The 19,149-nt window shown below is 70.2% G+C and carries 16 protein-coding genes; 3 read left to right on the top strand and 13 right to left on the bottom strand.

The window, feature by feature from the left end; translation table 11 throughout:
• Window positions 1-57: 57 nt before the first annotated feature.
• From OAW74_RS14710 to OAW74_RS14695, 4 genes are read right to left on the bottom strand one after another with little or no spacing between them, the layout of a single operon-like run.
• A complete protein-coding gene (locus tag OAW74_RS14710; RefSeq protein ID WP_262875146.1) occupies window positions 58-480 on the bottom strand; it encodes a cupin domain-containing protein in 423 nt (140 codons plus the stop codon).
• A 3-nt stretch (window positions 481-483) separates the two neighbouring features.
• Window positions 484-1,518, bottom strand: a complete 1,035-nt coding sequence (locus tag OAW74_RS14705) for an Ldh family oxidoreductase (protein ID WP_262875145.1) — start codon at window positions 1,516-1,518, stop codon at window positions 484-486.
• A 25-nt stretch (window positions 1,519-1,543) separates the two neighbouring features.
• Window positions 1,544-3,253: a thiamine pyrophosphate-binding protein gene (locus OAW74_RS14700; protein WP_262875144.1), complete on the bottom strand. Its 1,710-nt coding sequence runs from the start codon at window positions 3,251-3,253 to the stop codon at window positions 1,544-1,546.
• A 1-nt stretch (window position 3,254) separates the two neighbouring features.
• Window positions 3,255-4,154, bottom strand: a complete 900-nt coding sequence (locus OAW74_RS14695; RefSeq protein WP_262875143.1) for an amidohydrolase family protein — start codon at window positions 4,152-4,154, stop codon at window positions 3,255-3,257.
• Between the two features lie 191 nt (window positions 4,155-4,345).
• Here OAW74_RS14695 and OAW74_RS14690 point away from each other — a divergent pair, with 191 nt between their 5' ends.
• Window positions 4,346-5,233, top strand: coding sequence for a siderophore-interacting protein (locus OAW74_RS14690; protein WP_262875142.1), 888 nt, complete (start codon window positions 4,346-4,348; stop codon window positions 5,231-5,233).
• A gap of 82 nt (window positions 5,234-5,315) precedes the next feature.
• Here the strand turns inward: OAW74_RS14690 and OAW74_RS14685 are convergent, their stop codons facing one another.
• From OAW74_RS14685 to OAW74_RS14670, 4 genes are all read right to left on the bottom strand, one after another.
• Window positions 5,316-5,891 carry a carboxymuconolactone decarboxylase family protein gene (locus OAW74_RS14685; protein WP_262875141.1) on the bottom strand — a complete coding sequence of 192 codons (576 nt, stop codon included), beginning with the start codon at window positions 5,889-5,891 and terminating at the stop codon, window positions 5,316-5,318.
• 93 nt (window positions 5,892-5,984) lie between these two features.
• The gene (locus OAW74_RS14680) at window positions 5,985-7,514 is read right to left on the bottom strand and encodes a DHA2 family efflux MFS transporter permease subunit (protein ID WP_262875140.1); all 1,530 of its coding nucleotides are present in this window, start codon (window positions 7,512-7,514) and stop codon (window positions 5,985-5,987) included.
• Entirely contained in the window at window positions 7,511-8,134 is a 624-nt protein-coding gene (locus OAW74_RS14675; protein WP_262875139.1) for a PadR family transcriptional regulator, read from the bottom strand. The genes OAW74_RS14680 and OAW74_RS14675 overlap by 4 nt, the downstream gene beginning before the upstream one ends.
• Window positions 8,135-8,204: 70 nt before the next feature.
• A complete protein-coding gene (locus OAW74_RS14670) occupies window positions 8,205-11,003 on the bottom strand; it encodes a lamin tail domain-containing protein (protein WP_262875138.1) in 2,799 nt (932 codons plus the stop codon).
• Between the two features lie 111 nt (window positions 11,004-11,114).
• On the opposite strand from OAW74_RS14670, the gene OAW74_RS14665 reads away from it, so the two are divergent.
• Window positions 11,115-11,993, top strand: coding sequence for a phosphoribosylaminoimidazolesuccinocarboxamide synthase (locus OAW74_RS14665; protein WP_262875137.1), 879 nt, complete (start codon window positions 11,115-11,117; stop codon window positions 11,991-11,993).
• A gap of 3 nt (window positions 11,994-11,996) precedes the next feature.
• Here OAW74_RS14665 and OAW74_RS14660 read toward each other — a convergent pair whose 3' ends face one another.
• Window positions 11,997-12,917, bottom strand: a complete 921-nt coding sequence (locus OAW74_RS14660; RefSeq protein WP_262875136.1) for a cation transporter — start codon at window positions 12,915-12,917, stop codon at window positions 11,997-11,999.
• Window positions 12,918-13,030: 113 nt separating this feature from the next.
• On the opposite strand from OAW74_RS14660, the gene OAW74_RS14655 reads away from it, so the two are divergent.
• Entirely contained in the window at window positions 13,031-14,374 is a 1,344-nt protein-coding gene (locus tag OAW74_RS14655) for a uracil-xanthine permease family protein (protein WP_262875135.1), read from the top strand.
• 182 nt (window positions 14,375-14,556) lie between these two features.
• Here the strand turns inward: OAW74_RS14655 and OAW74_RS14650 are convergent, their stop codons facing one another.
• The 4 genes from OAW74_RS14650 to OAW74_RS14635 are packed head-to-tail and all read right to left on the bottom strand — an operon-like array spanning window position 14,557 to window position 19,079.
• Window positions 14,557-15,570: a LacI family DNA-binding transcriptional regulator gene (locus OAW74_RS14650; RefSeq protein WP_262875134.1), complete on the bottom strand. Its 1,014-nt coding sequence runs from the start codon at window positions 15,568-15,570 to the stop codon at window positions 14,557-14,559.
• A gap of 19 nt (window positions 15,571-15,589) precedes the next feature.
• The gene (locus OAW74_RS14645; protein WP_262875133.1) at window positions 15,590-17,068 is read right to left on the bottom strand and encodes a GH1 family beta-glucosidase; all 1,479 of its coding nucleotides are present in this window, start codon (window positions 17,066-17,068) and stop codon (window positions 15,590-15,592) included.
• Window positions 17,069-17,076: 8 nt separating this feature from the next.
• Window positions 17,077-17,991, bottom strand: a complete 915-nt coding sequence (locus OAW74_RS14640) for a carbohydrate ABC transporter permease (protein ID WP_262875132.1) — start codon at window positions 17,989-17,991, stop codon at window positions 17,077-17,079.
• Window positions 17,988-19,079: a carbohydrate ABC transporter permease gene (locus tag OAW74_RS14635; protein ID WP_378734120.1), complete on the bottom strand. Its 1,092-nt coding sequence runs from the start codon at window positions 19,077-19,079 to the stop codon at window positions 17,988-17,990. Before OAW74_RS14635 ends, OAW74_RS14640 begins: the two co-directional genes overlap by 4 nt.
• Window positions 19,080-19,149 lie beyond the last annotated feature (70 nt).

Raw genomic sequence — 19,149 nt, 5'->3', positions numbered from 1 at the left:
GATGACGCAGGATCATCAGTCCGGGAGCACGCAGGAGCACGCGACGCGGTCGGCCGCTTAACGGCCGCCCATGGCGTCTTCTGCGGTCAGGTGCTCGACGGTCTTGCCGGTGTCGGCGAAGGTGCGCGTGACATAGCCGGTGGGGTAGATCCACAGGATGCGCATGGGAACGTCGCCGGTGTTCTGATAGCGGTGGAAGACGTCGCGCTTGACGTAGGCGGTGTCGTCCTTCTTCAGCTGCTCGCGGATGACGCCGTCCGCCTCGTGCACCTCGACGAAGCCCTCGCCCTCGAGGATCAGCACCTGCTCATCGCAGTTGTGCGAATGCAGAGGGGCGCCCGAGCCGACGGGATAGATCGAGATGCCGGTCGCGAGGTCGTTCGTGCCCCCAGAGGTCTCCCCCGTGATGAGCGGCCAGGTCTTGACGGCGCCGCCGCGGTCGAGCACCTCGATCTCGTCGAACTTGATGATCGTGGCCATCGATCACACCTCCGGAACGGTCACGCCGAGGGTGCCGGCGACCTCGACCAGCTCGGTCCAGAGCTTGTCGCCGACGGGGATGCCGGCATCCGCTCGGCGGGCAGCCGTCGCGGCGCTGCGCTCGCCAGGCACGTAGAGCTGATCGACGCCCTCGGCCTTCGGCAGGTCGTGGATCGTCTCGACGGTCGCATCGACGTTCGCGGCGAACTGGGCGACGTCGCCGAAGGCGGCCGGGTCGATGACGATGAGGGTCGCGTTCTGGCGGTGCTTCTTCTGCCCCGCGTGGTACGGCGTGAGGATCGGCGCGGTCACGAGCACCGAGGTGAGCAGCTCGAACATGAGCGAGAGTCCGGAGCCCTTCGGACCGCCCAGGGGCGTGGGCACCTTGGCCAGCTCGGGGTCGGTCGTGGGCGTGCCGTCGGCGGTGGTCGCCGCGCCCTCCGGCAGCGGCAGTCCTTTGCGCCTGTACTCGGCGATCTTGCCCATCGCGATGAGCGAGCTGGCCATGTCGAGAAGGACCGGGGGGTGATCCGTCGACGCGGGAACGGCGATCGCGAGCGGGCTCGTGGCGACCGAGGCGCCGACCGACCCTTCGTACGACATCATCGGCGAGCCCGCGGCGATGCCGATGCCCACCAGGCCCTGATCGGCGATCAGCGACGCGTAATAGCCGATCGCGCCGGTGTGCACGGTGTTGCGCACCGAGACGACGGCCACGCCCTGCGTGCGCGCCTTGTCGACCGCGATGCCGACGGCGCGGGTGAGGGCCACGGGGCCTGGGGCGAAATCGGCGTCGACGACGGCGACGCCGGGGCGCGTGTCGTCGACGGTGATGTGCGGGGTGGGGTTGGCGACCCCGTTCGCGAACATCTCGACGTACCGAGGCACGCGGGTGACGCCGTGCGAATCGACGCCGCGCAGCGACGCCCAGACGAACGAGGGGGCGGCGGCGGCGGCATCCGCTTCGCTGACGCCGACGGCGACGAAGATGTCGCGGATGAAGCGCTCGAAGGGCGCGGGGGCAACGGTGACGGGCATGGTGGTTCCTTTCGCAGCCGGGCGGCTAGCGGGTGACGGCGACGTTGAGCACCGCGGTGGTGCCGGCCTTGACGGCGGCGACGGCCTCGGCGAGCACGCGGTCGAGCTCGGCGGGGTCGTCGACCTCGGCGGCGTACATGTCGAACGGGGCGGCGAAGGCGCTCAGGGCCGGCTGGCTCGACAGGTCGACGCCCAGGTGGTTGTCGTGCTGCACGGCGGCGCCCTGCGGGTAGAAGCGCAGGTGGTTCATCTTCATCGACAGGTACTTCTTGTTGTTGAAGATGACGATGAGCACCGGCAGATCGAGGTCTTTGGCCGCGAGCAGCGACTGCACGATCGGGTTGTAGAGGAAGGCGCCGTCACCCACGGTGAACAGCACGAAGCCGTCGCGCACCGCGAGCTTGACCCCGAGCGCCACCGCGATGCCCTGGCCGAGCCCGCCCTGCACGTAGAAGAACGAGTCGGGGCGCTCCCAGCCGATGTGCCGCTGCACGAGCCGTCCGTGGGTGATCGTCTCGTCGACGACCGTGGCCTGCTCGGCGACGACGACCTCTCGGAGCTTGACGGCGAGCGCCACCGGATCGATGCCCGGGGCGGCGAGCGCCTTCTGCTCGGTCGAGGCGGTCTGCGCGGCCCACGCCTCGTGGCCCTCGCGCCAGCCCGAGGCCCGCGCCGCGAAGTCTCCGCCGCGGGCGAGCGTGGCCGCACGCAGCTGGTCGAGCGTCTCGGGGAGCGCGCCCTCGAGGTAGTGGTCGGCGTTGAGCACCTGGTAGACGATGTGCGGCCGCTGCGGCACCTCGTCGATGACGACGGTGACGGCCTTCGCCGGCTTGCGGCTGGGCGGATAGTACGGCGCGCGGCAGTTGATCAGCAGGATGAGGTCGGCCTCGTCGACGTAGGGCTCGAGCTCTCCGCCCAGGTGCACCGGCGACGACTTCGGCAGGTTCGCGCACACGGCGCTGGTCGGCTCGATCACGCCGATCCCGAGATCCTCGGCGAACGCGCGCAGGGCCTCGAACCCGCCCTCCTCGCGGCCGGCGGTCTCGGTGATGATGATCGGATGCTGCGCCTTCGCGAGCAGCTCGGCGACAGCATCCACGTCCTCAGCCACGCTGGCGCGACGCCCGCGGGCGACGACCTGCTTGCGCACGGGCTGCTCGGCGTCGTCGAGGAGCACCTCGAGCGGCACGTTGAGATAGACGGGGCCCGTGGGCTGGCGGCCGGCGAGCTCGCCCGCGCGCTTGACCAGTTCGTACAGCGTCGAGACCGACGCCGCCTGCTGCGACCACTTGGTCCACGGCTGCGCGACGTGGTGCGTGCCGCCCACGATCGAGAGGTTGCGGTACCACTGGCCGCCAGGATCCTGTCCAGGGCCGTCGCCGTAGGTGAGCGATTCGCTCGAGGTCACGACCATGCCGACGCCCGCCAGCAGCGCGCCGTGCACGGCCATCGACCCCTGCAGGAGTCCGGGGGCCGCGTGCAGCAGCACGGCCTGCACGCGCCTGGTCACGAGACCGTAGCCGGTGGCCATGCCCACGGCCACGGTCTCGTGCATCAGGTCGATGTAGCGGGGCGAGGGCACGCCCTCCGCCTGGCGGCGCGCGAGCGCCTCCCAGGCGGGGGCCCACTCCGACCCCGGTGAAGAGAAGACGACGTCGACTCCGAGATCCTCGAATGCGTCTATCAGCAGCTCGCCGCCGTCATACCCCTGTGTCGTCATCGTCTCTTCCGGCATGTCAGGCGTTCTGGGTCTGCGCCCCGGCGCCGACGGCGGCGGTCTCGGGGATGTCCCAGTCGAGCACCTTGCAGATGCCCTTGCCCATGATCCACTCGAGCTCCTCGGCCGAGAAGCTGAAGTACTTGGTGAACTGCTCGATGGTATCCGTCCAGGTCAGGCCGTGACCGAGCAGACGCGTGATGTCGGTGCCCCAGTGCGCACGCTCCGGACCCATCTTGTCGACGACCTCGCGCACATACTTCTCGATGTTGAGGTTCGGGAACGGCGCCGTCGAGTAACCGGGGATGGCCGAGACCTTGACCGAGATGTTCGGGTAGACGTGCAGGTCGGCCGTCTCCTGCACCCAGTAGCCGATGGCGTCGTCGACGCAGCGGGCCATGATGCCCATGTGGTCGATGATGAGCTTGAGGTCGGGGTGCTTCTCGGCGATCTGGCCGAGCTCGCGCTTCCAGATGGGGGCGTGCACCATCGTGGGGATGCCGAGCTTCTCGGCGATCGGCCAGTACCAGTCGTTGGTGCCGTCGATCATCCAGTTGCGGTCCTGCGGACGGTGGAAGGTCAGGCGCGTGCCCAGGATGTGCGGGTTCTCGGCGTACTCGTGCAGCAGCCGCTCGCCCTCCTCCTGGTCGTTCTGCGGAATGCGGCCCATGATGCCGAAGCGGCCGGGGTTGGCCTCGGCGGCCTCGAGGGCGTAGTCGATGCGGTCGCCCTCCCACGAGGGGGGCAGGATGAGGGCGCGGTTGACGCCGGCCTCGTCCATGAGCCCGATGGCCTCTTCGGCGAGGAAGGCCTCCTCGCGGTGGCCGTTGAGACGGATGCGCTCACGAGCGCCGGGGACCCAGGGGCGGTCCGGCGTCTCTTCCTTCCAGAGGTGGATCTGCGAATCGACGATGAACAAGGTGCTTCCTTACGGTCTCGGGGGCGGTGCGGCGCGGCGACGTCGCCGCCCTGGCCCGCCTGGCTCTGTGCCAGCGAATCGAAGCTAACCCGGGCGCCAGAGCTGATCCAGCCGTACGGGCGCACGATTATGTGAACCGATCGTGCAACGCTCACAGGCCCCGCATGCACGGGCTGTGGTTGGCTGGATGCATGAGCGATGAGATTCCCGTCCGCGCCCGCGAGCGCGCCGAATCGGATGCCGGGCGCTTCGCCCGCGAGGGCGGCCGCAACCGCTTCACGGCCCGGCCCGCCACGGTGCTGCGCACCGAGCGCGTGGCGCCGTCGCTCGTGCGGGTGACGGTCGCGGGGCCCGACTTCGCGGACTTCACGAGCATCGGACCGGCCGACCACGTGCGACTGTTCCTGCCGGACCCCGCCACCGGCGAGCTCGTCGCGCCGACCGCCGTCGGGCCGGGCGAAGACGGCATCGTGCGCCCAGACCGCGCATCGATCGCCCGAGACTTCACGCCGCTTCCCCGCGCCGTGGACGGCGGGGTCGAGCTCGACCTCGACTTCTTCGTGCACCCCGACCCCGGCCCCGCCTCGGGGTGGGCCGAGCGCGCACAGCCCGGCGACGAGATCGTCGTCGTGGGCCCGCGCGGCTCCAAGCGCGCGCCGCAGGACGCCGACGCGCTGCTCCTCCTGTGCGACGAGACCTCGCTGCCCTCGGTGTCGCGGTGGATCCGCGATGTGCCGGCCGGCACCGAAGTCGACGTCATCGCCGCCGTCCCCGGCGACGGCACGTGGGTCGCACCCTACCTGGGGGTCGAGAACGGCGCGCTCGACGGCATCGAGGTGCGCGTGCACGTCGTGGCCTCCGCATCCGACTGGCTGGCATCGCTCGAAGCGCTCGGCCCCATCGGCGAGGGCACGTTCGTGTGGGCCGCTGGTGAGGCATCCGCCCTCGTCGGCGTGCGGCGGCACCTCCGCCGGGGCCTCGGGCTGCCGGCCGCGCAGGCCGTGGTCAGCGGCTACTGGCGCCACGGCGTCGTGGCCTTCGACCACCACGCCCCGATCGACCCGTCCGACCCCGACTGACGGTCCCCTGCGGTTACGGTCACGACGCGCCGTGCGACCCGCGCCGGCACACGGCGCGTCGTGACCGTAAACGGGTCGGGGGTCAGGCGGGGACGACCCGGGCGTACCCGCGGATGTCGGGGTAGGGCGGTTCGCGGTCGGCCTGCAGGTCGACCTCGAACGAGTTCAGCAGCATCCCGAGCATCGTGAAGTTGCCGAGCGACGCGACAGTGTCGACGATGCCCTCAGGGCCGAAGTGCTCGATCATGCGGTCGAACAGCTCCTGCGGCACGAAGTGGTCGGCCAGCAGCCGGTCGCAGTAGTCGTAGAACACCTGGTCTTCGACGCGGTCGAACACCGGCGTCTCGTTGCGCGAGAGCGCGTCGATCGCCGCCTGAGGGATGCCCTCGGCCAGCGCCACATCGACGTGCGCGTTCCAGGAGTACTGCGCATCGAACCGCCGCGCCGCGATCAGCAGCGAGAGCTCGCGCAGCCGCAGCGGCAGGCTCGAGTCCCACCGCAGGTACGAGCCGAGCTTCTCGACGCGGTCGCACAGCTCGGGGCTGCGCAGCCACACCTGGAACGGTGCTCCGAGCTTGCCGCGGGAGCCCGCGATGCGCTCGAACACCTCCTGCTGACGGGGGGACATCTCCTCGGGGGCGATCTTGTCGATGCGCATGCGGCGGCCTTCCTTCTCGGTGCTCCGAGAAGTCAAGCCGCGCGCGGCGCGGGCGGGAAGCATCCGCCCTGCAAGGTAAAGGTGCAGGCCCGGTCAGTGCGCCGAGGCGGCCTCCGCCGACCAGCCCACCCGCGTCGAGGCCGGTCGCTGCAGGAACAGCACCGCGACGACGCCGATGAGCACGACCGCCGCCGGCAGCAGGGTCGCCTGCGCCATCGCGGTCGAGAAGCCGTCGACGACGAAGTCGGGCAGCTGGCCGCCGCTGAAGTCGCCCGTCGATGCTCCGCCGCCGAGGTTCGCCTCGAGCCGGCTCTGCATGAACGACGCGATCGCGGCAGAGCCGAGCACCGAGCCGATCGTGCGGGTCGTGTTGTAGATACCCGAGCCGGCCCCGGCCTGCCGCGGCTGCAGGTTGCGGGTCGCCGTCGTGGCGAGCGGCCCCCACATGCCCGACTGGCCGATGCCCATGAGGGCGGAGGGCAGCAGGAACACCCAGATGGGGGTGTCGGCGTTCATGATCATCGCGTACCAGACCAGCGCGATCGCGACCAGCAGCATGCCGGGCACCAGCAGCACCCGCGGATCCGTGCGGTCGAGGAGGCGCCCGGCGAGGGGGGAGAGGATGCCGGCGGCCACCGCCATCGGGATCATCAGCAGCGCCGACTCGGTCGGGGTGAGCCCGCGGGCGAGCTGCGTGAAGAACATCAGCGGCAGCGACATGCTCGCCGCCATGAATCCGACCGTGGTGATCGCGATGTTCGACACCGAGAAGTTGCGGTCGCGGAAGAGGTCCATCGGCACCAGCGGCTCGCTCTTGGTGCGGAACTGCTGCCAGATGAACAGGCCCATCACCGCGACGCCGGCCGCGATCATTCCCCACACCCACGCCGCCCAGTCGTAGTGCTCGCCCTCCTGCAGTCCGAAGACGATGAGGAACAGGCCCGCGGCGCTCAGGGCGACGCCGAAGAGGTCGAAGCGGTGCTCGTGCGTCTCGAGGTGGGGCACCAGCATCCAGGCGAGGACGAAGCCGATGACGCCGACGGGGAGGTTGATGAAGAAGATCCACTCCCACCCGAAGGCGTCGACGAGCAGGCCTCCGGCGAGCGGACCGACGAGCATCGCGACGCCCGAGGTCGCCCCCCACAGGCCCATCGCCGCGCCGCGGCGGTTGGCGGGGAAGGTGCGCGTGATGACGGCCATCGTCTGCGGCGTCATCATCGAGGCGCCCAGGCCCTGCACGGCGCGGAACACGATGAGCATCTCGAGCGTGCCCGACAGTCCGCAGCCGAGCGAGGCGAGGGTGAAGACGGCGAGGCCGACGAGGTAGACGCGCTTGGGGCCGAAGCGGTCGCCCAGGCGCCCCGTGATCAGCAGCGGCACGGCGTAGGCCAGCAGGTAGGCGCTGGTGACCCACACGACGTTGTCGAGGTTGTTGGTGTCGGGGTCGAGCGCCGCCTTGATGGCGGGGTTGGCCACCGAGACGATCGTCGTGTCGACGAGGATCATGAAGAACCCGATGACCAGGGCCCACAGGGCCGGCCACGGGTTGCGCTCGGGGGTCTCTGCGGGGGCGGATGCTGCTGCCCGCGTGGCGGTCCCTGAGGGTGTCGAAGGGTCGGTCATTGCCGTGCGGCCTCTCTCTGAGCCAGATAGCGGTCGGAGTGCGGGCCGGTGGTCGGCCCCCACTCGAAGTCGTGGCGCTCGAGCCGGGCGATGAGCCCGTCGAGCCAGTGGAGCTCTGCCTCCGCGAGCACGTGCTCGCGCTCGATCTCGAGGAGGTACTGCTCGGGCACCGCCTTCTCGAGCGCCTTCTCGCGCCCCGAGCGGTGGTAACTGTCGCTCGCGGCGAGCGCCGCGCGGCGCTCCATCAGGAGCGCCACGACCTCGTCGCGGGCGATGTTGTGCGCTTCGGCGAGCGCGACGCGGAACTCGGCGGGGCGGTCGATGACCGGCAGCTCGCGGCGCACCCACTCCGGCACCGCCTCGCGGCCGGCGTCGGTGAGCGTGTAGGTGGTGCGCTCTGGACGGTTGCCGTGCCGGTCGACGCCGACCTCGGCGAGCATTCCCTGCCTGAGCAGCCGCGCGACCGTGTGGTAGACGGTGCCGTTCGTGATGGTCACGAGCCGGTCGTCGTGCCGCTGGCGCATCAGCCGCATCATCTCGTAGGGGTGCATGTCGTCTTCGCGCAGCAGCGCAAGCAGCATGAGCCCCAACGGGGTCAGCCGGCCGACGGCATCCTTCATGATTACTCCGTACGCGATTAGTCCATGTGGACTATACACGCGATCGGAGATCGGTTGTGGCGCGTGCCCGTCAGGCGGAGCGGATGCGGCGCCGCGCCATCACCGCCAGTGCGCCGAGCAGCAGCATTCCCCCGCCGAGGGCGACGACACCGACCAGGCTCTGCGACGAGCCTGTCGCCGCGAGCTCCTGAGCCGTCACGGTCAGGTCGGTCCAGCCCACCAGGTTCCCCTCGAGGTCGGTCACGACGATGCGGTGCTCGCCGGCGGGCGCATCGGCGGGGATCGTCACGGCGAAGCGGCCGTCGGCGTCGGCGGTGAGGGTCGCCAGCAGCTGCGGCTCGGAGTGCATCCACACCCGCAGCGTGCGACCCGCCCACGTCGATCCGAGGTCGAACTCGATCCGCTCCCCCGGGTGCGCCGCCGCCGGGCCCGTCAGGCCGCCGCGGTCCGCGTCCGAAAGCAGGCTCTCGTCGACCGGCTGCGGGTCGTCGCCGGTGCCGGGCAGCCCGGTGCCCTCGCCGCCGGTCCCCGCGTCCGAGCCGCCGTCGCTTCCGCCGCCCGAGCCGGAACCGCCGTCCGACCCGCCGTCGGAACCACCATCCGACCCGCCGTCGGACCCGCCGTCGCCTGGCTGCTCGGCCGGCACGGTGCAGTCGATCGATCCGCGGCGCAGCGAGAACCCGTCGGTGTCGGCGTCGTCGGCATAGTACGTCGCCTTGCGGCCGTCGACGCACTGCGCCTGCGGCGCGATCGCGAAGCCCTCGTTGGCGATGTTGCCCATGCCGGAGGGGCGCGCATACAGCGCCGTCGCGGCGAAGGTGCCCGCGGCATCCACGTCGTACGTCGCGATGCGGCCGTCGCACGCTTCGTCGCACGCGACCCACAGCACCGAGCGCTCTGCGTCGAACTGCACATCGGCGACGAGGGCGAAATCGGTGGCGATCGAGGCGATGCGGGCGAAGGTGCCGTCGGCGCTCAGCGCGTAGGCGTACACGGATGCGGTGCCCTCCACGCCCACGAAGAACAGCCCGCCGCCGTGGCCGGGCAGGCCCGAAGGGTCGTAAGCGGTGTTCGTGCGCTGGTCGACGAAGCCGGCCGCGACGAGCCATGCGTCGGGGATCCAGGTGATGCCCTCCAGCCCCTGGTTCGCACCGAGGCCGGGAAAGTCGGGGGCGAGGTTCCACTCTGCCGTCGCGGTGAGCTCGGTCCCCGTGCCCGACACGTCGTACCGAAGCACGGCGGGGCGGCTGATCGAGGATGCGGCGTTGTTGCGCTCGCTCGAGACGTACACGCCGCCGGCGGCGCCGGCATCCGTCACGGTCACGCCCTCCGCGTCGACGGCTCCCGCGTCGTCGGTGTAGCGCAGGGTCTTGCCGCCCGTCCAACCGCTCACCGGCGTGCCGTCGAGGTGCAGTCGGTGCAGCACCCCGGCGCCGTTGTCGACGGCCCACAGCTCGTCGCCGTCGGCGTCGACACCGCTGAGGTCACCCGCGAACTGCGTCTCGCTGTCGAGGGTCTCGACGGTGCTGCCGCCCGGCCACGGCTGCGCGGCCAGCACGCCGTCGCAGAGGTTCGCCGCCCCCGGCGTCGACTGCGACGTCACGGCGAACGCGCCGGTGCCGTCGGGGCAGCGGCCGTAGGTGACCGCGGCGTGCGCGGTCCACGAGTACTCGTCGACGACGCTCTCGCCCGAGAGCACCCGCACGCTGTCGGCGCTGCCCAGTCCGAAGCCGAACTCCGCTTCGTGCAGCACCGCGAAGGCAGCGGGGGCGAGCGTCGTGCCGGCGGGGATCTCGTAGCGATGCGTCGCATCGCTGTCGGTCACGACGAGACCCGTGAGGTCGACCGCGGTGGTGCCGGTGTTGACGAGCTCGATCCAGTCCCCCGGCGTGCCGCCGCTGGACTCGACCTCGTTGATGCGCACCGGCAGCGAGCAGTCGTTGGCCGCGCCCTTGGTCGACGCGGTCGTCACGCGCAGGTCGCCCGTGCCGTCGGGGCATCGGCCGTAGGTGACGGCGGCGTGATCGGACCACCCGTACGACGCGATGACCGTCGTGCCGTCGGCGGCGAAGAGGTTCGCCGCGTCGGGGTTTCCCAGACCGAAGTCGAAGCCCGACTGCGTCGCCGTCTGCTGGTCGATCACGAAGAAGCCGTGCGCGGGCACGATGCTTCCCGTCGGCAGCGCATACGGCGTGCGGGTCGCGTCGTTGTCACGGAAGCGCGCGCCCGACAGGTCGATGTCGGCGCCTGTGGTGTTGAACAGCTCCACCCAGTCGGTGTCGTCGCCGTTGGATTCGACCTCGTTGATGACGACGCCGGTGATCGGCGCGGCGGTGGTCGTGGGGGTCGGCGAGGGGCTCACCGTCGGGGTGGGCGTCGGCGTCGCCGCGCACTGGTTCGCCCCACCCTTGGTCGCGGCCGCCGTCAGGGCGAACGCGCCCGTGCCGTCGGGGCAGCGGCCATAGGTCGTCGGCGCCGGGTGCGCCGTCCACGAGTACTCGTCGACGAGCGTCGCCGCATCCGTCGTGAAGACACGGATGCTGTCGGCCTTGCCGAGCCCGAAGCCTCCGGTCACGTCGACATCGACCGCGACGAATCCGCCCGGGGCCACGACCGTGCCCGTGGGCACCGCGAACGCGTGAGCGTCGTCGTTGTCCTTCAGCACATAGCCGCCGACGTCGATCGGCACTGCCGACGTGTTGGTCAGCTCGACCCAGTCGGTGGCGGTGTCGACCTCGTTGACGACGATGCCGCCGGAGGCGGCGGTGGCCGACGCCGCGACGACGGCAGGGGCTGCCAGCGAGGTGCCGAGAGCCAGAGCGAGCAGGAGGGCGAGCGGGCGACACGACGAGCGCGAGTGCGGGGCCATGGGATCCTTCATCGGAGGCGGGGATGCTCAGCACCCTGTCAGCGCGGATCGAACACACGGTGAACGCGAGACGAAATCCTCGGCCGCAGCCCCGGGTGCGAAGATGGGTCGGTGACCTCCGCGATCGAACTGCCCGGCTGGCGCCATGTCTACTCCGGCAAGGTGCGCGACCTCTACGAACCCGAGGGATCCGACGCCCCGCTGCTCGTGGTCGCCAGCGACCGCGTCTCGGCGTTCGACCACGTGCTCAGCCCCGGCATCCCCGACAAGGGCGCGCTGCTGACGGCCCTGAGCCTCTGGTGGTTCGACCGGCTTTCCGGCGCCGACGGCGGACGCAGCATCCCGAATCATCTGGTCGAAGGCGAGATCCCGGATGCTGTCGCCGGCCGCGCGATGCTCGTGCAGCGCCTCGACATGCAGCCCATCGAGTGCGTCGTGCGCGGCTACCTGACCGGTTCGGGCTGGGCGGAGTACACCGCGAGCGGCACGGTTTGCGGCATCGCGCTGCCGGAGGGCCTGGGCAACGGCGACCGCCTGCCCGAGCCGATCTTCACCCCCGCCTACAAGGCGCCCCTCGGCGAGCACGATGAGAACATCTCGTTCGATCAGGCCGTCGAGATCGTCGGCGAAGACACCGCCGTGCAGCTGCGCGACCTGTCGCTGGAGATCTACACGCGCGCCGCCGCGACCGCCGAAGCCAAGGGGCTCATCCTCGCCGACACCAAGTTCGAGTTCGGCTTCGACGGCGAGGGCGTGCTGACCCTGGCCGACGAAGTGCTCACGAGCGACTCGTCGCGGTATTGGGATGCCGAGGCCTGGCGCACCGGCACGACGCCGGCCGAGCGCATGGCGAGCTACGACAAGCAGATCGTGCGGAACTGGCTGTCGGCGCACTGGGACAAGCAGGGCACTCCCCCCGAGCTTCCCGCAGAGATCGCCGAACGCACGGCGGCGCGGTACCGCGAGCTGCTCGGCACCCTCACCGCCTGAGACTCACTCGGCCGCTGCCAGACCCGGATCGGTCGTCAGCTCCACGGTCGCCCAGATCAGCAGATCGAGCCCTTCGAGCCGCTCGGTGATCCCGTGTCTGATCGCGTCTTCGTCGTCGACGCTCCAGACACCGCGATCGACGACGAAATCGACCTCGACGTACAGACGCTGACCGAGCTTGGTGGCGCGGACGATCGCCGGAGGCAGTGTGCGCTCCGCTCCGACGACGCCGCTGGCGGCGACACCCTCGGCGACGGCGAGGTCGATGCGGTCACGGATGTCGGCCGGCGGCGCGGCCTCGAGCAGTTCGCGCACACCGTCGCGCACCAGAGAGATCGCCATCGGAGCGATCAGGGCGCACGCGATGAGCACCAGCACAGGGTCGACATAGTCGGCCGCCGCGGCCCACGGGCCCGCCGACACCAGCAGCGCCGCAGCGCCCCCGATCGCGATGACCGCACTGAGCAGCATGCCCGCGCGCCACGACACGGCTTCTGCGTTGGCCAGCGAAGACACCCGCGCCGCCGGTCGCAGCACCACGAGCACCGCCAGCGAAGCAACCGCCGACACGACGCCGTAGGCGAGCACCGAACCGGCTGCGGCATCGGATCCGCCCGCGAAGATCACCACCACGGCATCGGCGGCGCCGTAGAGGAGCGTGCCCAGCAGCGCGGCACCCTGGAGTGCGACCGCCAGCGGGGTGGCGGCATGGCGCCCGAAGGGATACTGGGCCGATGGGCTCGATCCGGCCGCCCTCGCGGCCATCATCGACACCGCGATCAAGACGATGCCGGCGAGCATGTACACACCGTCGAAGAGGATCACCCGTGCACCGGCCGCGACGCCCCACACCACCGCGCCGCCGCCGAGCACGGCGGTCGCGACGAGGCTGACCGCCAGGGCGCGTGACTCCGACGTGGCCATCCGGCCTCCCTCCGAGCGAGTGTCGTCAGCGTAGCGCCCGGGCACCCAGCATCCTCCCAGGTAATCTTGTCTGTTGGCCGTCAGGCCTCCCGCCCCACCTGAGGAGTACCCCCATGCCCATCTGGACCCTGCACGGAGACGGCCGCCGCGTCGAACCCGGCGCCGTCGTCAAGCCGAACGAGCGCCTGAGCTGGCCCGGCACGATCGCCATCGGTGCCCAGCACGTGGTCGCCATGTTCGGTGCGACCTTCCTGGTGCCGATCCTCACCGGCTTCCCGGTGTCGACGACGCTGCTGTTCTCGGGTGTCGGAACACTGCTGTTCCTGCTCATCACGCAGAACCGCCTGCCCAGCTACCTCGGCTCGTCGTTCGCGTTCATCGCGCCGATCACCGCGCTCAACGGCGGCAACCCGCTCGAGTCCGGCGCCCAGATCACGCAGGCGCTGCTGGGTGTGCTGGTCGCCGGCGTGCTGCTGGCCGCCGTCGGCTTCGTGGTGCAGTGGGCAGGAACGGGCTGGATCGAGAAGCTCATGCCGCCCGTCGTCGCCGGCGCGATCGTCGCGCTGATCGGCTTCAACCTGGCCCCGGCTGCCTGGGGCAACTTCCAGAAGCAGCCGGAGCTCGCCACCATCACCCTCGTCGCGGTCGTGCTGTTCGCGGTGCTCTTCCGCGGGTTCCTCGGCCGCATCTCGATCTTCCTCGGCGTGATCGTCGGCTACATCGTCGCGATCGTCACCAACCAGGTCGACTTCACCGAGGTGGCCAAGGCTCCCTGGATCGGCCTGCCGGAGTTCCACCTGGTCGGCATCGCCGACCCCGGCGCATGGGCGCTCGTGCCCATGTTCCTGCCGGTCGTGCTCGTGCTCATCGCCGAGAACGTCGGCCACGTGCGCGGCGTCGCCACCATGACCGACGATCCGTCGATCAACAAGAGCACGGGCCGCGCCCTCATCGCCGACGGTGTCGCCACGACCCTCGCCGGCGGCTTCGGCGGTTCGGGCACCACGACCTACGGCGAGAACATCGGCGTGATGGCCGCGACCCGCGTCTATTCGACCGCCGCCTATTGGGTGGCCGGCACCGTCGCGGCGCTCCTTGCCTTCTCGCCCAAGGTCGGCGAAGTCTTCAACACGATCCCGCCCGGAGTCCTCGGTGGCGTGACGACGGCGCTGTACGGCCTCATCGGCGTCATCGGCATCAAGATCTGGGTCGACAACCGGGTCGACTTCTCGCGCCCGGTCAACCAGTACACGGTCGCGGTCTCGTTCGTCATCGCGATCGCCCAGTTCAGCATGGGCTGGGGGCAGCTGCAGTTCGGCGCCATCGTGCTCGGCACGGTCGCCGCCCTCGTGATCTACCACGGCGGCAACGCCGTCGCCCGCTGGCGCCGCACCGGCGCCGACGACGGCGGCCCCATCCCCGCGGTGGGCCAGCTAGGCGGCGACCCGCAGGACTGAACTCACCCGAAGGGCCCGACTCACTCGAGCCGGGCCCTTCGTGTCGCCGGGGTCGCCGCATCCGCCCGCCCTCGCCCCACGCGAGGACATCTCGCGAGGCGAGGAGCGGATGCTGCGCAATCGCCCTCTCTTCGCGAGACCTCCTCGCCCGAAGCGAGGAGCGGTGGCGCGTGTCGCGGCGCTCAGGCCGAGTCGCGCACGACCAGTTCGGTCTCGAGGATCGTGATGCGCTCGGCGTCGCGGCCGGCGAGAAGCTCGAGCAGCATGTCGGCCATGCGCTCCCCCTGCGCGAACGAGGGCTGGCGCATCGTGGTGAGCGACGGGAAGACGCTCGTGGCCACCGGCGAGTCGTCGAAGCCGATGATCGCCACGTCTTCCGGCACCCGCAGGCCCGCTGCCGCCAGCACCGAGAGCGCGCCGCGGGCCATGAGATCGCTCGCGACGAAGATCGCATCGGGGCGGTCGCCTGCCGCGAGGATGCGCCGCATCGCGGCGGCACCGCCGTCTGCGGTGAACCCACCGTCTTCGACGGCGCCCTCGGGGAGCCCCGCCGCGGCGAGCGCCTCGTGGTAGCCCTCGAGGCGGTCGACGCCGGCCGGCATGGTGCGCGGGCCCGTGATCGTCGCGATGCGGCGGTGCCCTCGGTCGATCAGGTACTGCGTGGCGGCGCGGCCGCCGGCGAGGTTGTCGACGTCGACGTAGTGGTCGCGTTCGCGCTCGCGCACGGGGCGACCGCCGTAGACCACCGGCACCGCCGCCGCGATGCGCTCGATGAACGTGTCGCTCGTGTGGTGCGACACGACGATCGCTCCGTCGACGGCACCGCTGCGCACATAGCTGGTGGTCTTGTCACCGGCGTCGTCGCTCGCGATGAAGAGGTTGAGCACATAGTCCGACCGGCTGATGCGCGCGTTGATGCCCGACACGATCGCCGCGAAGAACGGATCGCCGAAGAACCGGGTGGTGTCTTCGGGAACCACCAGCGCGATGGCGTGGGTCTGCCTGCTCGCCAGCGACCGCGCCGCGCGGTTGGGCACGTAGTTGAGCCGCTCGATGGCGGAGCGCACGGCATCCAGCGCCGCGGGACTCACCGACGTCGAGCCGTTCACCACGCGCGACACCGTCGACCGCGACACTCCCGCCGCCGCCGCGACCTCTTCGATCGTGGCGGGTGCGGGCGTCGACTCGATCGTCATGCTGCCTCCGCCGTGCCGTTCAGGATGCCGTCGCGTCGAGGGCGCGCGCCGCGATGATGCGCGCGTACTCGTTGCCGCTGTCTTTCACGAGGCGCTCCTGCGTCGGGTAGTCCACCCGAACGATACCGAATCGCTTCTCGTAGCCCCACGCCCACTCGAAGTTGTCGAGCAGCGACCAGTAGAAGTACCCGCGCACGTCGACGCCGGCCTGCTGCGCGTCGAGGATCGCCCCCAGATGCACCCGGAGGAACTCGGTGCGCTCGACGTCGGGCACGGTCGCGTCGGCACCCTCGCCCTCCACGACATCGTCGTAGGCGGCGCCGTTCTCGGTGACATAGATCGGCACGCCGGCGGGCCCAGCGTACTCGTCGCTGACGCGCTGCAGCAGGCGGGTGAGGCCCTCGGGCTGCACCTCCCAGTGCATGTTGGTGCGCGGGAGTCCTCGGTCGTGCCAGTAGATCGCCTCGTGCGAGGGGAACGGGGATGCTGCGCGTCGCGGCGTCGGCGCGTCACCGCCGGTCACGGGCTCGGCCGGCGGCCGACCTCCGACGTACTCGCCGTGGTAGTAGTTGACCCCGAACGTGTCGATGGGGGTAGAGATCACCTCGAGGTCTCCTGGCCGGTTCGCCGCCTCGAGCGCGTCGATGGCCGCCGCATCCACCGCGCGGATGTCGTCGATGACATCGCCGGGGTACGAGCCGCGGAAGACCGGGTCGAGGAACCAGCGGTTGAACTGCCCGTCGATGCGGCGCGCGGCGTCGGCGTCGGCCGGGTCGGCCGGGTCGACAGCATCCGCCACGGTCAGGTTCAGCGTGATGCCGAGCTTGAGGTCGGCGTCGCGCTGCCGCAGCTCGCGCACCACCTGGCCGTGGCCGAGCAGCAGGTGGTGCGCGGCGAGCACGCCCTCCTGCACGCTGTAGTGGCCGGGGGCGTGGATGCCGGCGGTGTAGCTGAGGAACGACGAGCACCACGGCTCGTTCAGCGTCGTCCACACGTTCACGCGGTCGCCGAGGGCGTCGTGCATGTCGAGCGCGTATTCGGTGAAGCGGTCGCTCGTCTCGCGGACGGTCCAGCCGCCCTTCTCCTGCAGCGCCTGGGGGAGATCCCAGTGGTAGAGCGTCAGCCACGGCAGGATGTCGGCGTCGAGCAGCTCGTCGACGAGGCGCTTGTAGAAGTCGAGACCCTCAGGGTTGAGGGCGCCGCCGTCGGGGCGCACGCGCGACCACGAGGTCGAGAAGCGGTAGGTCTGCAGTCCCATGCGCTTCATGAGTGCGACGTCGTCGGGGTAGCGGTGGTAGTGATCGCAGGCGACATCGCCGTTGTCGCCGTTGATGACGGCCCCGGGCACGCGGCAGAACGCGTCCCAGATCGACGCGCGGCGACCGCCTTCGAAGGCAGCGCCCTCGATCTGGAACGCGGCGGTCGCCGCGCCGAACAGGAAATCCTCGGGGAAGGATCGGGTCTCGGCTCCCATGTGCTCGGAGTCCTCTCTCAGCATCGGTCTCATCACCCCTTCACCGCCCCAGCCATGATGCCACTGACCAGCTGCTTGCCCGCGAACACGAACAGCAGCAGGAGCGGAATCGTGGCCAGGATCACGCCTGCCAGCACGATGGAGTAGTCGACGAAGTAGTTCGACTGCAGCAGCGACAGCGCCACCGGCAGTGTCGGGTTCTGGCGGTCCAGCACGATGAACGGCCAGAAGAAGTTGTTCCACGCGGTCACGAAGGTGAACAGGGCCAGCATCGCCGCGGCGGGTCGGGCCGCAGGCAGCCCCACGGTGAGGAAGGTGCGGAACGAGCTCGCACCGTCGACCCTGGCCGCCTCGATGAGCTCGTCGGGAACGGCCTGCTGCAGGTACTGGGTCATCCAGAACACGCCGAACGCCGTCACGAGGCTCGGCACGATGATCGCGCCGACCTGTCCGGTCCAGCCGAGGTCGGCGAACAGCAGGTACAGCGGCACGACGCCGAGCTGGGTCGGCACCGCCATCGTGGCGATGACGAACACGAGCAGCCAGCCCCTGCCCTTGAAGCGCAGCTTCGCGAAGGCCCAGCCGGCGAGCGTCGAGAAGAACACGACCGACATCGCGATGACCGCCGAACTCCAGATGGAGTTCCACAGGGCCAGCCAGAAGTTGACCGCGGGGTCGTTCACGACCTTCGCGGCGTTGTCGAGGAAGTTGCCCCCCGGAAGCCACGACATGTTCGGGTCGCGCAGCGTATAGGCATCGCCCGAGCCGATCAGGAACGACCAGTAGTAGGGGAAGACCGAGGCGATCAGCACGATCGCCAGGCACCCGTAGACGAACCAGCCGGGGCGCGAGCCCTTGACGGCGTGCGATCGGGTGCGCCGCCAGCGGCGCCGGGGGATCTCGGGGTCTTCGACGTGCACCGGAACGGGCGTCATGCTCGTGGTCATCGCTGAGCCTCCTTGTCGGCGACGGCGGCGCTCTGCTCCGAAACCGCCTTGCGTGCCGCGCGCGCCGCGGCTCTGCGCTGCGATCGGGTGAGCTGACCGCGCGAGCCCTCGTCTCTGACGAGCCCGCGGGTGACGAACAGGTTGATGACGCCGATCACCAGGATGATCAGGAACAGGATCCACGCGAGTGCCGCGGCACGGCCGAAGTTCCACTGGTTCCAGCCGATGTCATACAGATACAGCGTGATCGTCAGCCACTGCTTGTTCGAACCGCCGAGGCCGTTGGTGTCGTACATGCGCGGCTCGTCGAAGATCTGGAGGCCGCCGATCGTCGAGGTGATGATGACGAAGATGAGGGTGGGCCGCAGGCTCGGCACGGTGATGGCAAAGAACTGCCGCACCTTGCCGGCCCCGTCGACGGTGGCCGCCTCGTAGTAGTCGTGCGGGATGGCCTGCATCGCGGCGAGCAGGATCAGGGTGTTGTAGCCGGTCCAGCGGAAGTTGACCATGGTGGCGATCGCGAGGTGGCTGGCCACCACGTTGGAGTGCCAGGGAATGGGGGTCAGGCCCCAGTTCTGCAGCGTCGTGTTGACGATGCCGTACTGGTCGCCGAACATGTTGCCGAAGATGAGGGCGACCGCGACGGGGGCCATGACGTAGGGGACGAGCACGCCCATGCGCCAGAAGGTCTTGGCGCGGATGTTCTGGTCGAGCATCGCGGCGATGAAGATCGCGGCGATCAGCTGCGGGAGGCTCGAGAGCAGGAAGATGCTGAACGTGTTGCGCAGGGCGACCCAGAACTGGCGCTGGCCGAGGATGTAGATGTACTGGTCGAACCCGACGAACTCGCCCGAGTTGCGCACGAGGTCCCAGTCCATGAACGAGATCACCGCCGTGTACGCGATCGGGAAGAGCCCGACGACGATGAACAGCAGGAAGAACGGCGAGATGTAGAGGTAGGGCGAGAACTTCAGGTCCCACCGGCTCAGGCGATGACCGAAGCCGATGCGCCGTGGCGCGGCCGGTCCGTTCGGCGCGTCGCCGCCGGAGCGGGTGCGCGCGGGGGCAGGGGAGGTTGTCGCGGTCACGACGTCACTCTTCTCGGGTCGACGATGCTGCGGCAAGGGGGCAGGCACAGCGGGGGTGAGGATGCCCCGG

The organism is Microbacterium fluvii, assembly GCF_025515205.1.
Classification (GTDB): Bacteria; Actinomycetota; Actinomycetes; order Actinomycetales; family Microbacteriaceae; genus Microbacterium; species Microbacterium fluvii.
This window is presented reverse-complemented; position numbering and strand designations above follow the sequence as displayed.

Coding starts and splice junctions, on each gene's coding strand:
- OAW74_RS14670 (WP_262875138.1), bottom strand. CDS start 11,003: ATGGCCCCGCACTCGCGCTCGTCGTGTCGCCCGCTCGCCCTCCTGCTC.
- OAW74_RS14685 (WP_262875141.1), bottom strand. CDS start 5,891: ATGCGCATCGACAAGATCGCCCCCGAGGAGATGTCCCCCCGTCAGCAG.
- OAW74_RS14705 (WP_262875145.1), bottom strand. CDS start 1,518: ATGCCCGTCACCGTTGCCCCCGCGCCCTTCGAGCGCTTCATCCGCGAC.
- OAW74_RS14645 (WP_262875133.1), bottom strand. CDS start 17,068: ATGCTGAGAGAGGACTCCGAGCACATGGGAGCCGAGACCCGATCCTTC.
- OAW74_RS14710 (WP_262875146.1), bottom strand. CDS start 480: ATGGCCACGATCATCAAGTTCGACGAGATCGAGGTGCTCGACCGCGGC.
- OAW74_RS14700 (WP_262875144.1), bottom strand. CDS start 3,253: ATGCCGGAAGAGACGATGACGACACAGGGGTATGACGGCGGCGAGCTG.
- OAW74_RS14680 (WP_262875140.1), bottom strand. CDS start 7,514: ATGACCGACCCTTCGACACCCTCAGGGACCGCCACGCGGGCAGCAGCA.
- OAW74_RS14660 (WP_262875136.1), bottom strand. CDS start 12,917: ATGGCCACGTCGGAGTCACGCGCCCTGGCGGTCAGCCTCGTCGCGACC.
- OAW74_RS14655 (WP_262875135.1), top strand. CDS start 13,031: ATGCCCATCTGGACCCTGCACGGAGACGGCCGCCGCGTCGAACCCGGC.
- OAW74_RS14675 (WP_262875139.1), bottom strand. CDS start 8,134: ATGAAGGATGCCGTCGGCCGGCTGACCCCGTTGGGGCTCATGCTGCTT.
- OAW74_RS14690 (WP_262875142.1), top strand. CDS start 4,346: ATGAGCGATGAGATTCCCGTCCGCGCCCGCGAGCGCGCCGAATCGGAT.
- OAW74_RS14640 (WP_262875132.1), bottom strand. CDS start 17,991: ATGACCACGAGCATGACGCCCGTTCCGGTGCACGTCGAAGACCCCGAG.
- OAW74_RS14650 (WP_262875134.1), bottom strand. CDS start 15,570: ATGACGATCGAGTCGACGCCCGCACCCGCCACGATCGAAGAGGTCGCG.